We start from the raw sequence: 12,402 nt of genomic DNA, 5'->3' as shown, positions 1-12,402 counted from the left end.
ACTCAGGTTTTATTTTCACATAGCGAATTATTTCAATGTTATAATTATGTGATAAACTTAGTGAGGTGAAGAATATGAAACTTACTATAGATCAAACAAAGGGAGACAAGAAAGTGCCAGTATATTCAAGAACAAACCCATTTCAAGCAAAGGTGCTCAAAAATATTAATTTAAATCATGAGGGCTCTAATAAAGAAACAAGACATATTGAATTTTCTTTAAAAGATTCAGGATTTTCTTACGTTCCAGGTGATGCTTTAGGTATCGTACCTGAAAATGATCAAGAATTAGTAGCTGAACTTCTGACAGAAATGCAATGGGATGGAGAACAAGTTGTAACGATTAATAAGAAAGGCGATACACTTCCACTGAAGGAAGCATTAACAACTTATTTTGAAATTACGTTACTAACAAAGAAGATTTTACAACAAGCAGCACAGTTTACAGAAAGTGAAGAGCTAAAAGCGCTTTTAGATGCTGAAGATGTAAGTCGAGTAAAGGAATATATTTATGGACGTGATTTACTTGATATGTTACGTGACTTTGGTCCGTGGAAGGCTTCTGCCCAAGAAATCGTATCTCTTTTAAGAAAAATTCCACCACGCCTTTATTCGATTGCAAGCAGTTTAGCTGCAAATCCGGATGAAGTCCATTTAACAATTGGTGTTGTACGTTATACATCTTACGACAGGGACCGAAAAGGAGTTTGTTCGGTTCAATGTGCAGAACGTGCAGAAGCAGGGGATACACTTCCAATCTTCATTCAACCAAATAAACATTTTCATCTGCCGGAATCAGAAGAAACAGATATCATTATGGTTGGTCCAGGAACTGGGATTGCGCCATTCCGTTCATTTATTGAGGAACGTTCAGTAAATAAAGGTAGTGGGAAATCGTGGTTATTCTTTGGTGATCAGTATTCAGCAACAGATTTCCTTTATCAAGACGAGTTAGAGAAGTATCAAAAAGAGGGTGTACTTACAAAGTTAGACACGGCGTTCTCTCGTGATACAGAACAAAAGGTATATGTACAGCATAAAATGCTTGAAAACAGCAAGGAATTATATGAATGGCTACAAGCTGGAGCTTATTTCTATGTTTGTGGAGATAAGGAATACATGGCAAAAGACGTTCACGAAGCATTGATTTCCATTATTGAAAAAGAAGGAAACATGAGTCGTGAAGAAGCCGAAGAACAGCTAGCGGCTATGAAAAAAGAAAAACGTTATCAGCGTGATGTGTATTAAGATAGGTTAGATAAAAAGAACAACCCATTTCACCTTAGGTATGTGTGATAGGGTTGTTCTTTTTATCTCGTTTTATTAATTAGCTCTATGTATTGTGAATCTCCATATCCTATTGTTGGAAAAAGATTAAATAATCTATTCACTAATTCTAACGTTGGCAAATCTTTATTTTTGGAAATATACTTTACTACTGCATTATTTTCTTTCAGCATATCTAAATATATATCTATTGCCTGATACACGTCTGGAAGTAGTTCATGTGATGGTTTTTGTTTTTTATGATTTACCAATACTTCGTTGTATACAGCATCATAGTTACCTAATTCAAGTTCAGTTTGACTTACTTTAAATTCATCTTCTCTAAAGCTATTTAAGAACACTTTGCCATCATACTCGGATTGTTCAAGATAGGAAAGTAATGTAAGTAGGTTCATTTGACAAAACATGTCTTCACCAAACCATAAAACCATACATTTAAACTCTTTATTAAAAAGATTGTCTAATGGATTGATAACTTTTTTAATATACTTTTCCCCTGGTTCATGATGTCCCGATGCTCGTGTTTTTATAAACTCTTCATTAAAAACATGTTTAGTAGTCGCGTTTACACACATCGCTTCATTAAATGGAACGTAATCAGCATCTCCCATTAGTTTTTTATCTTTAAACTCTTCATACATAACTTGACCATTCAATATATTGAGTACATATTTGTCGAAAAACTCACTCTTCTCATTTTGTAACTGTTCAACCTCCATTTTTCTAGAAATATTCATTCTACACCATTCCTTGTCTTTATTTATAGTGAGTTTAACAAATGATTGAACAGGCATCTTGTTAACTTGAAATTCTCTTGGGTTTACACCAAACACGGTTTTAAAAGCCCTACTATATGCTTCTTGTGAAGAATAATCGTAATCAAGGGCAATATCAATGATATTTCTATATTTTGCTAAATATACCGTAGATAAATACAATCTTCTAAGAAGAATATAACGCCTAATACTTATACCTGTGACTTGATGGAACTTAAAAGAACAATAATAAGGAGAATACCCGATATAATGGGATAATTCATCTAGCGAAAATTCATTTTTTAATTTTTCCCCAATCTAATCAATCATAAGCTGTATATGTTCATTCATTTATCTCACTCCTCAAGAAAATTATAAGAGGTATCAAGTTCTTCCTTTTGATATTTGTTGTGATTTATAAAATTAAAAATGTTAAAAAGATTGAAAAGCAAAGTTTTTCTCAAGATTTTGTTCTTCCATCAGCTTCTTAACAAATTATTTTACTGTTCTAAATTACCTAAAGGTATCTGGTTGGTCAATGAAAAAGTCTTCTTGCCCTTTATGAAATCCTTTCATTATTTAATTATTTCACATTACAAACCGTTCGTAAAAGTATTGAAAATAGGAAAGTAGGGGAGAATAAATGATTAGATAAGATGTACAAGCGTGCAGGTTAAATCGTTGGATAAAGGGGGGAGTTCCTAGACAGTGGAGAAAGCCAAAATTAGCGTTATTCAACTATTTTCCTTGATGTTTATATTTGAGATGGGGACTGCAGTGGTCACAAGTTATGGAATAAATGCGAAAAAAGATGTCTGGCTGGCCATTCTTTTAGGAATGTTTGTAGGAATAGCCTTTTTTTTCGTTTATTACTTTTTATTTCGACAATATCCCAACTTACCTCTTACTGGACATACTAAAAAAATATTTGGTAAATACCTAGGATGGATTATTGGCTTGTTATACGTTCTCTACTTTTTGTATAATGCTGCCGATAATATACGTAGTTTCGGGGATTTGCTGGTTTCATCGATATTACCGCAAACCCCCTTACTAGCCATCATTATCCTATTCGTCCTTACCATATCTTATGTACTTTATCTAGGTATTGAAGTAGTAGGGAGAACAGCGGAAGTATTTATTGTCATATTAATATTATTTGGGATAACTGGAAATTTTCTTGTTCTTGTTTCAGGTGATATTGACTTAGATAAAGTCCAGCCGTTTCTGGAAAACGGCTGGACACTCATATTAACAACGGCCTTTCTGGAGACTAGCAATTTTCCTTTTAATCAATTGATTGTCTTTATGACGCTACTTCCTTATTTAAATCGTCCTAGATTAGTAAAAAAAGTATGGTTGTCTGCCTTGATTTCAGGTGGTCTTATCTTATCTTGGACAGCAAGTTTAAATATCGCTGTCCTTGGTGTTGAAGAAGTAAAGAAATCTACTTTTCCTTTGTTATTAACCGTCGGAAAGATCAACCTTCTTGAATTTGTTCAACGAGTAGATGTTATTGTTGTGTTTACTTTGTTGATCACGGTGTTTTTCAAGGCATCCATCTTCTTTTATGGTGCCCTAATTGGAATCGTAGATTTGTTCAAATTAAAAAATCATCAGCAGATTATTTTACCCATTGCTTTTATTATCATCTTTTTGTCAATGACTATGGCCTCCAGTTATTCAGAACACACAGAGGAAGGTATCTATTTCACCCGTTATATTATTGTTTATTTCCATGTTGTTATTCCATTGTTAATGCTGCTTGTTACCCTGATTCGTAACCGTTTCAAGAAGAAAGGGAGATTGAAATCAAATATAACATAATAACCTCTAGGTATATTTCAAAGCCATCGTGTTTAAACAAATGCGATGGCTTTTTGTTTGTCAGGAACGAATGACAAAAAGGATTCTAATCGGGCATCCTTTTTTTCTTCTCATGGGGTAGATTATATGAACTGAAGATGGCTGTTTTATGTATTAAAAATGGGGAGTTAAATAGCTAATTCCCTTTTGTTTTAGAAAAGGGGGCCGTGATAAGAAAGATGAGGCCATTCACAAAAAGAAGAATGCCATAAGCGAACCCTGCTGCACCAGCACCAAAAGGATTGCTAGTATAATACACAATAATAAGAATACTTATAGTAGTGGCTATAGAAGCCCATAGGAAAGATACAACTACACTTAAGATTATCCATCTTTTTTGATTCCCCAAAGAAACCTTGATCGCAATGAAATTTACCATCATCCATCTTACGATTAGGCTTGTTATAGATAAGAAATCGGAAATATTTCATTCCTCCTTTCTTATAACAAATGATAGTGATTCTCCTTTCATAATGAATATTAGAAAGAAAAATTTTATATAAGTTAGACGGATAGTGATTGAAAAAAGTTCATAAAGTTAGAGAATTATAAAATAAACCTATAAAGTCCTAGTAGAGGTAGTATAGTAAATACTACAAGTAAAAGTTAGCTGGATCTGTGTATTATAAAAATAAAATTCATTGATATTCTGAAATCATCCAATTCTTAATTATTAAAGAGAATAGTGAAATGACATATGAAAGAAAAAGGGAGAGCGTATGAAATTTAATTATGATTTAAATGGTTATGGTTGGCCAATGGGTTTATTGAAGTTAACTCTAAAAGGTTTGAGTTTCGTCCAAGTTATTTAACAGATGCTTTTGGAGATTTATTACACAGTCTCGTTTCCTTACTAACACATGAAGAGGAATTAGAAACGCTTGTTTGGGATGAAGAACCACAAGGAGTGGAATGGGCTTTTGTTCGTAAAAACAATGATACGTACGTTATCTATCAAAATCACTATATATGAAGAAGTTGAAGATGCTTATGACAGGAGTAAGCAAAAGGGAGAAGCCTTGATAGATATCAATTGTCTTTTTATAGACTTTATTAAGGAAGTAGTAAGAGAAGCTGATCAATTACTAATGACTAATGGAATCTTAGGTTATCGCAATTTATGGAGTATGCACGAATTTCTATTAAGCAGTTATTTGCAACTAAAAGATTTTTTGAAGAGTAAGGAGATGATAACAATAGATGAAAAAAGTAACTTAAGAGAGGGGCTTCGTATTCTTCATGCTTTGGTAGAAGAGTAGGTTCCTGTAATGAACATTATGTTAATTTGTTTTATGCATGTTATCCACTTAACATTTAGGTGTAGGTTTAAAATAAAGGTTGATGATTTGTAAAAGAGTTCGATTATTTAAAATAAGGTTTGAATAAAGTTCTCTATTGATATACAAATTTTTTTCTAGTTCAGCAATTGAACCATTTGAAGAAGGATATTTAAAAATGTGGTGAAATGAACACATGAGTGGACATTGGAGGTGTAGTAGTGGAGGTAAGAGTCGTTAAAAAAGAAGAATATAGTTTTATTGATGACTTTGTATATGAAATATTCAGACATACCAACTATTCTAACGGAGTAGCTGAAAAAGCTTTAGTGAGGGAAATCAGAGAAAAACATTTTTATATTCCTGAGCTTGATTTAGTTGTTGAGGAAGAAGGAGGTATTATAGGGCACTTTATACTTTCAAAATTTCCGATTAGTAATAAGTTTGAAAATGAAATATTAATGCTATCACCCGTTTCAGTGGCAATTAATAAACAACGCCAGGGGATTGGTAAGTATATGTTGCAGGAAGGTATTAAATTAGCTACTAAAATGGGGTATAAGGGGATTATTGTTGAAGGAGATTATCAATACTATCAACACTTTGGATTTAGAACATCAACGGAATTCAGTATCTATGCATCTATGAAAAATCTTCCACCTTCTGTGGAGAATTTAATGGCTATGGAGTTGTGTGAAAATGGAATGGCGAATATTTCAGGCGAAGTAGATTATTCCATTTATAATTCATTACTACATGGACAGTTATAACTGTTATATGAAAAACAGTAAGCATGTTTTTATCATTTACTATATATGAGACTTTACGTTGAATTACTATCTTAAAAGAAAGGGGAGCTAAATATGAAGCTTGAAACTGATAGACTGCTGTTACAGACTCTTGACCTTAATTTAATCGAGGCTGCAGCTCAGCGTGATACACAGGCAATCGAAGCTATGGGATACAAAACCAACGGTGAATGGCCAGATCCTGATTTTTTTGTAGCTTTACCCTATTTTCGGGAACTTCTAATTAAAAACAAAGGAACTAAAGGATTTGATTCCTGGATTATTTTGGAGAAAGAGACCAAAGAAATAATGGGTGGTATTGGTTTTTTAGGTGATCCTGATCCGGACGGTATGATTGAAATAGGCTTTGCTACTAATGAAAGCCAACGACGCAAAGGTTATTGTTTTGAAGCTGCCCACAAATTATTAAACTGGGCCTTGAATCAGAAGGAAGTCAAATGTATCACTGCTAGATGCAAACTTGACAACATCAATTCTAAAAATGTTTTAGTAAAGTTAGGATTCCAAGTTAATCATACAGATACAGAATTAATTTATTGGAATCTACATAAATAAGAAAAAAAGCCATGGAGTCCTTTATTAATAAGGAGACCGTGGCTTACTAAATTTCTTGAAGATACATTATGTTGAGTTTAGCTGTAAAGATTTGAAAACAGGACTAGTTATAATCTAATTCTGTTTTCAAGTTAGCTTTGAGCTGCTGTATGCTAGCTATGTTTTAATAGGCGTTTGTTAATCATTTCGACAAAACATTTACAAATACCTATGTCACAGTAATAAGAGAAATAATCCTTTCTAATCTAAACTTAAATCAATTAGTTTCTCACCAATACCTTTAACATATTTTATGTAAACTAAGAATACATATGATATATTTAGATTCACTTGTTTAACCACTACTTTTAATCTTTTTGTAAACTTTTAAATCTTCAATAATAAAATAATTAGGGAATTTGGTATGTTTATTTGGATTTCCTGGCCATGTACCTCCAACTGCCAAATTTAAAATAAAAAACATTGGTTCTTGTGGAATACCTTGTTTAGAAGTGAAAATATGTTTACCATCAACATACCAATGAATGGAGTTCTTAGTCCATATAATGGTGTACTTATGAAAAGTGGCTACATTATCAATTTTAAATGTAGCATAAGACCGATACTTTGTTTTTTCTTCCCAGTGGTTAACGTAATACACCTTATATGGATTACTTCCTATTGCTTCTAAAATATCGATTTCCGGCAATTCATCTCCACTTGATGGAAGCATCCAAAAAGCAGGAAATAATCCTTTACCTTCTGGGATTTTCGTTATGATTTCAATTTTCCCATATCTAACTTCGAATTTTCCTTTTGTTGTAATTCTGGATGAGGTGTATTGTTGACCATGGTGTTTTTTTTGTTTTGCTATTATATAAAGCTTTCCATCTCTATACGATGCATTTTCTTGTAGATAAAATTGCAATTCATCGATATTTCCCTTGCGTTGAAGTTTAGTCCATTTTGATGAATCAAACATTTGAAAATCTTCATGCCAAACGATTTCCCATGATTTATGAGTTTCTTTTTTATCTTCACCTGTTTTCTTTTTAATTGGTTGAACATGATTATTGTCTTTCTGTTGTAACGTTATAGGTAAACTTATAGTACCACACATGATTACACTGATAATAAGGACGAAGATAAATAGTTTCAATACTGTACTCCCTTTAGAATTTTCGTTTTATATACCATTTTCACTCTCAATTAATATATGAAGAGGCAATTTAATCTTATGCGTGTTGAGGGGGAATAAAGACGTCTAAAATCGACAGTTAGGTTATTTCATTAAGAGATCAAGTTATTGAACTTTGGAGTGGTAATATTTACAGGGATGTGCTTTATACTGAACTAAATCATGCTTTTGAAAATTTGTATCAAGCAAATTCTAAGATTTGAGAAAATCGATTTCTCCTGTATTGAGAAATCGATTTTTTATTATTCATAAAAACTGCCTTAAATGCTTAGACTTAGCAAGAGTAAAGCTGCCCAAATAAATAATATGAATAAAATTAATTGACACACCACACTACTTCGTAATACTATATAGTGGTACTAAGTAATGCTAAGTAGTTTGTAAGGAGGACATATGAAAGATTTAACGGAAATGCTTAAGGGAGTTCTTGAAGGTGTGGTGCTCCAAAAAATTCAAACAGGAGAAACCTATGGGTATGAAATTACTAAGTATCTAAATGAGTTAGGTTTTGATGATATTGTGGAAGGAACAGTCTATACCATTCTTGTTCGAATAGAGAAAAAAGGGCTTGTGGAGATTGAGAAGAAAAAATCTGAGCTTGGCCCCGCGAGAAAATTCTATACACTGAATACCAAAGGGGAACGAGAATTAAACGATTTCTGGATAAGATGGTCATTTTTGGCTGAAAAAATGAATGGAATAAAGGAGCAAAGAGATGTTTAAAAAGATGATTCAAGAAAAACGAGAATATCGTGCATATAAAAAAAGAGTGAATGAATTACCTGAAGAATACAGAAAGGCCATGAAAGCAATTGAAAATTATATGTGGAGCTTTGCTAAGGGATCGGGTATGTTTGAGGTTTTAACCAATATTTTAGAGATGTTCGAGAGTAGTGCCAGTGATGGTTTAAGTATACGAGAAGTAGTAGGAAATGATATTGCAGAATTTGCCGACTCATTTCTAGCTGAATTTCCTGAAGAAACATGGATTGACAAACTCAGAAATAAATTAAGAAATTCTATTAAATAAAGGAGCGAGCCATGAATTCAACTGTTCTTGAAATCAAAAATGTAAAAAAGAACTTTAAAGGGAATGAGGTCTTAAAAGATGTCAATATCACTTTGAAGCAAGGTTTTATTTATGCCTTATTAGGGGCGAACGGGGCTGGGAAAAGTACCCTATTAAAAATTGTTACGGGGTTACTTAATAGCGATGGTGGAAAGGTAACAATTCAAGATATTAATATTGCTGACAATCCTGTGGCAGCACAAAAGCTTTTTAGTTTTAGTTCTCAGAATTCCACCGTTGACGGTGTACTGACTGGATATGAAAATCTTCATTTGATTGCAAAATTGCGACATGAACGCAATCCGAGAAAAGTTGCCGAAAGTTTGTTAGAAAAGTTTGATCTGACGGAAGCCAAAGATAAAGCTGTTTCAAATTACTCAGGAGGAATGCGACGGCGTCTTGACTTAGCTATGAGTTTAGTTGGGAATCCAGAAATTATTTTTCTAGACGAACCTACCACTGGATTGGACCCTAAAAGTAGGCAGGATCTTTGGGATACGATTAAAGAAATGAAGTTGCAAGGGAAAACAATCTTTTTAACGACCCAATATTTAGAGGAAGCAGATTATTTAGCTGATCAGATAGGATTTTTACGTGAAGGGAAAATTGTTGCCAGTGGAACCCCTGATGAAATGAAACGTATTGCTGGAGCAGATAAATTACTTCTTGTATTTAATCGTAATGAAGACACCGACATAGCTTTAAAACTCTTAGAATCATATTCCCCTGAAAAAAAAGACAATTGTGAGATTTCTATTGATTTAACAGAGGACATCACAACGACTTTAAACGTGTTGAATGCTCTAACAACTGAAAATATTGAGCTCAAGACTTTCAAAATGATTACCCCAACCCTTGATGATGTATTTATGACACTTACGAGAGGAAGAAAATAATGAAAATAAGACAAAATATGGGTGATACACTAGCGCTTGCCAATAGAATTATTAAACACAATTTGCGAAGTATCGATACGCTTATTACTGTTATTGCTATGCCTGTTATGATGTTATTAGGTATGGTTTATATATTTGGAGGAGCCATTCAAATTCCAGGGGTGTCTCAAGAGGATTATATAAATTATGTGCTTCCAGGAATCTTATTAATGACGATTGCCACTGGTTCAGCTTATACCTCATTGCGAATAAACTTAGACAAAACTTCAGGGATGTTTGACAGATTTAAGTCAATGCCTATATCAAAATCATCCGTACTGGGCGGTCATGTTTTAGCATCAGTTGTCTTTATGTTAGTTTCTATTATTGCCGTTTTGCTAGTAGGATTTCTAGCTGGATTTAGAAGTAATGCAACATTTTCTGAATGGCTTCTTGTGGTGGTTATGATTATTCTATTTTCTCTTGCATTAACTTGGCTTTCAGTACCTTTTGCGTTGGCTGCTGGAAGTATTGAAGGAGCTGGTTCCTTCTCTTATATTCTGTTGATGATGCTTTTTGTCAGTTCCGCATTTGTTCCTGTCGATGGAATGCCTAAGATAGTAGGCCTCTTCGCAGAAAATCAACCGATGACACCAATTATTCAAACAATCAGAAATCTATTAAATTCACAAGCTGCTGGAAATGATTTGTGGGTGTCAATTGGTTGGATGGTGCTAATCATCATGATTTCATATATATTTGGAATGAAAGCTTATAGGAGAGTATAAGCACCTAATAATAATTAGTTAAATTCACTCGTAGTTCATGTGTTTTGAAATAAAGTCACATTGAAGAGAATATCAATAATTTTTGGTTAATTATGAAAAAAACATTAGATCAAATTGTTAATATATCAAGACCTCATTCTGGAAGGCTATGAAAAATTATAAAAAAGGCATATAAAATTGCGCCTTTCATATCGTATAAGAATATTATCCAACTCTAAGAATACCTAAAATACTGAATAGTGTAAGTTTCCCACTTAAGTGTTCCTAAAACCTAAAATATACCATGTCATTTCCGACTTCCTCCACTAATAGTTGGTCCAATATTTTTAATTCTTTCGAGTTATACACTTCACATTTTAATTGAAAACCATCTAAATCAATGATGTATTCCTTTAAGAATAGCTATTTGTTTCTTGCTAGGGCTTTTTTTAGGTGTCTTTCCAACTAGGAAAATTCCTTCATAGTTTTGTTTTACTACCTTTTCTAAATACTGTTCTATATGATATTCAGTTTCTCGCACATAAAAAGCAAAAAACAAGTTAATGAAAAAGCGTATGTTCAGAAATCTGCGATATACGCTTTTTTGACGAAAATAAAGAATTGTTATGTCGAATGGTGCTTAGCGTATGTTTTCCGCGTTTTGCTACGGGAACCCCTCATTTTAAAAAATACATATGTAAGATTTATTATTCGAATAAGTGGTAACAGAAGGCTCTTTTACTTTTTATTCTTGAAATAACAGTAGACAGCGATTTTTAGGAGAAAAGGAAGGTTAGGAGAGAAATGAAGGTGTAAGAAAAGATTAAACCTTAAATAATACGAAGTGAAAATTCATGGATTAATAGAGTTATTTTTTTGCAGGAAATGAATTCTATTTATAGAAGAGTTTTATGTCCTATTAAAGGTTGTTTTTTGTGGATGGGAAGATTGTATTTTTAAAATAAATTAATCTTTCATGGAGGGGAATATGAGCGAGCAAATTTATTATTGGTCTCCTATTAAGCATTGGGAGAAATTTTCTAATGAAGTTTTGATAGGGGAAACGAGATATACAGGAGTTATGGCTGAGTGGTTTCCTGAGTTTTATTTTCTTGCCCAAAAGGGGATGACGATCAGTCAGCTATTAGAGCCCTTTTCGTTAGGGAATGAAGAAGAGGCACAAAAAATAGTAGAACTTATGATAAAGAATCGGGTGTTAGTAAGTAACATATTACCCCCAAGGGAAGTATTCTCAACACAAGAAAAAATTTTTCCGAATCCATATAGCGATCAGATTCGCTTCTCTAAGGATGATCTAGATAAGTATATCAGTGAACAAGTAAATCGAATGCATCCTGCTGCGCGGTCAACTGGAATTCAACTGGACACAAAAGATGAGCTTCCCAACATAATCAGGGAGCGTAGATCTTGTCGCCAATTTGATATGAAAAATCCCGTACCTTTTTCGGAGTTCGCGCAACTGTTTTCTACTTTCAAACAGAGAAAGGAAGAAAAAATCTACTACCATTACGCCAGTGCAGGTGGAGTTTATCCCATTGATATTTTTGTATATATAAAACCGAAACGTGTAGAAAATATAAAAGCTGGTTTTTATTATTATAGCCCATCAGAGAATAGTCTTTTGTTTGTAAACAACATTGACCAAGTAATCAAAAGTGATCATGAGATAATTAACCAGGAATTATTTAACCAGTCTGCCTTTTCGATTTATCTAGTCTATAATGCGCACGCTTCCATGCCTAAATATGGTTCAGATGGATATTTATTTGCTTGTATTGAATCAGGCATCATCACTGCTACGTTAAATATGGTGGCTGAGACATTAAACTTGGGAGTTTGTTCCGTTGGGCATATGAAATTTGAGGATATTCATCGTTTTTTAAGTTTGGATAACCATCAAGTATTTCTCCATGGGATTGAAGTTGGGTTGAAAATTAGCGAATAG

The 12,402-nt window shown here is 33.2% G+C and carries 13 protein-coding genes and 1 pseudogene; 11 read left to right on the top strand and 3 right to left on the bottom strand.

Annotation, left to right across the window (positions count from 1 at the left end; all coding sequences use genetic code 11):
* The first annotated feature begins 74 nt into the window (after positions 1-74).
* Positions 75-1,247: a sulfite reductase subunit alpha gene (locus tag BM012_RS10625; protein ID WP_061804135.1), complete on the top strand. Its 1,173-nt coding sequence runs from the start codon at positions 75-77 to the stop codon at positions 1,245-1,247.
* Positions 1,248-1,309: 62 nt separating this feature from the next.
* Here the strand turns inward: BM012_RS10625 and BM012_RS10620 are convergent, their stop codons facing one another.
* A complete protein-coding gene (locus tag BM012_RS10620; RefSeq protein ID WP_235606158.1) occupies positions 1,310-2,359 on the bottom strand; it encodes a helix-turn-helix domain-containing protein in 1,050 nt (349 codons plus the stop codon).
* A gap of 390 nt (positions 2,360-2,749) precedes the next feature.
* Here BM012_RS10620 and BM012_RS10615 point away from each other — a divergent pair, with 390 nt between their 5' ends.
* The 5 genes from BM012_RS10615 to BM012_RS10590 all read left to right on the top strand — a co-directional run bounded on the left by BM012_RS10615 (position 2,750) and on the right by BM012_RS10590 (position 6,548).
* Complete coding sequence (locus tag BM012_RS10615; protein ID WP_061804136.1) at positions 2,750-3,868, top strand: GerAB/ArcD/ProY family transporter; 1,119 nt, start codon at positions 2,750-2,752, stop codon at positions 3,866-3,868.
* 790 nt (positions 3,869-4,658) lie between these two features.
* The gene (locus BM012_RS10605) at positions 4,659-4,880 is read left to right on the top strand and encodes a hypothetical protein (RefSeq protein WP_061804138.1); all 222 of its coding nucleotides are present in this window, start codon (positions 4,659-4,661) and stop codon (positions 4,878-4,880) included.
* Positions 4,828-5,166, top strand: a complete 339-nt coding sequence (locus BM012_RS10600) for a hypothetical protein (RefSeq protein ID WP_153018483.1) — start codon at positions 4,828-4,830, stop codon at positions 5,164-5,166. Before BM012_RS10605 ends, BM012_RS10600 begins: the two co-directional genes overlap by 53 nt.
* 239 nt (positions 5,167-5,405) lie before the next feature.
* Positions 5,406-5,954: a GNAT family N-acetyltransferase gene (locus tag BM012_RS10595; RefSeq protein WP_061804140.1), complete on the top strand. Its 549-nt coding sequence runs from the start codon at positions 5,406-5,408 to the stop codon at positions 5,952-5,954.
* Between the two features lie 93 nt (positions 5,955-6,047).
* Positions 6,048-6,548 (top strand): GNAT family N-acetyltransferase, encoded by a 501-nt coding sequence (locus tag BM012_RS10590; protein WP_061804141.1) that lies wholly within the window; start codon positions 6,048-6,050, stop codon positions 6,546-6,548.
* Between the two features lie 334 nt (positions 6,549-6,882).
* Here the strand turns inward: BM012_RS10590 and BM012_RS10585 are convergent, their stop codons facing one another.
* On the bottom strand, positions 6,883-7,686 hold the full coding sequence (locus BM012_RS10585) for a glycoside hydrolase family 16 protein (RefSeq protein ID WP_061804142.1): 804 nt from the start codon (positions 7,684-7,686) through the stop codon (positions 6,883-6,885).
* A gap of 432 nt (positions 7,687-8,118) precedes the next feature.
* On the opposite strand from BM012_RS10585, the gene BM012_RS10580 reads away from it, so the two are divergent.
* The 4 genes from BM012_RS10580 to BM012_RS10565 are packed head-to-tail and all read left to right on the top strand — an operon-like array spanning position 8,119 to position 10,457.
* The gene (locus BM012_RS10580; RefSeq protein WP_061804143.1) at positions 8,119-8,448 is read left to right on the top strand and encodes a PadR family transcriptional regulator; all 330 of its coding nucleotides are present in this window, start codon (positions 8,119-8,121) and stop codon (positions 8,446-8,448) included.
* The gene (locus tag BM012_RS10575; RefSeq protein ID WP_061804144.1) at positions 8,441-8,755 is read left to right on the top strand and encodes a DUF1048 domain-containing protein; all 315 of its coding nucleotides are present in this window, start codon (positions 8,441-8,443) and stop codon (positions 8,753-8,755) included. Before BM012_RS10580 ends, BM012_RS10575 begins: the two co-directional genes overlap by 8 nt.
* A gap of 11 nt (positions 8,756-8,766) precedes the next feature.
* A complete protein-coding gene (locus BM012_RS10570; RefSeq protein WP_061804145.1) occupies positions 8,767-9,690 on the top strand; it encodes an ABC transporter ATP-binding protein in 924 nt (307 codons plus the stop codon).
* On the top strand, positions 9,690-10,457 hold the full coding sequence (locus BM012_RS10565) for an ABC transporter permease (protein ID WP_235606146.1): 768 nt from the start codon (positions 9,690-9,692) through the stop codon (positions 10,455-10,457). The genes BM012_RS10570 and BM012_RS10565 overlap by 1 nt, the downstream gene beginning before the upstream one ends.
* A gap of 214 nt (positions 10,458-10,671) precedes the next feature.
* Here the strand turns inward: BM012_RS10565 and BM012_RS26825 are convergent.
* Positions 10,672-10,938 (bottom strand): annotated as a pseudogene (locus tag BM012_RS26825) (hypothetical protein); the annotation flags it as partial.
* A 486-nt stretch (positions 10,939-11,424) separates the two neighbouring features.
* Between BM012_RS26825 and BM012_RS10555 the strand changes: the two are divergent.
* Positions 11,425-12,402 carry a SagB/ThcOx family dehydrogenase gene (locus BM012_RS10555; RefSeq protein ID WP_061804146.1) on the top strand — a complete coding sequence of 326 codons (978 nt, stop codon included), beginning with the start codon at positions 11,425-11,427 and terminating at the stop codon, positions 12,400-12,402.

This window comes from Priestia endophytica DSM 13796 (assembly GCF_900115845.1).
Taxonomy (GTDB): Bacteria; Bacillota; Bacilli; order Bacillales; family Bacillaceae_H; genus Bacillus_I; species Bacillus_I endophytica.
Note: the sequence above shows the minus strand (reverse complement) of the source record. Positions and strands in the feature narration are given on the sequence as shown.

What these genes read in the sequence shown, in the direction of transcription:
- BM012_RS10625 (WP_061804135.1), top strand. Translation starts at nt 75, where the DNA reads ATGAAACTTACTATAGATCAAACAAAGGGAGACAAGAAAGTGCCAGTA.
- BM012_RS10590 (WP_061804141.1), top strand. Translation starts at nt 6,048, where the DNA reads ATGAAGCTTGAAACTGATAGACTGCTGTTACAGACTCTTGACCTTAAT.
- BM012_RS10580 (WP_061804143.1), top strand. Translation starts at nt 8,119, where the DNA reads ATGAAAGATTTAACGGAAATGCTTAAGGGAGTTCTTGAAGGTGTGGTG.
- BM012_RS10575 (WP_061804144.1), top strand. Translation starts at nt 8,441, where the DNA reads ATGTTTAAAAAGATGATTCAAGAAAAACGAGAATATCGTGCATATAAA.
- BM012_RS10570 (WP_061804145.1), top strand. Translation starts at nt 8,767, where the DNA reads ATGAATTCAACTGTTCTTGAAATCAAAAATGTAAAAAAGAACTTTAAA.
- BM012_RS10565 (WP_235606146.1), top strand. Translation starts at nt 9,690, where the DNA reads ATGAAAATAAGACAAAATATGGGTGATACACTAGCGCTTGCCAATAGA.
- BM012_RS10555 (WP_061804146.1), top strand. Translation starts at nt 11,425, where the DNA reads ATGAGCGAGCAAATTTATTATTGGTCTCCTATTAAGCATTGGGAGAAA.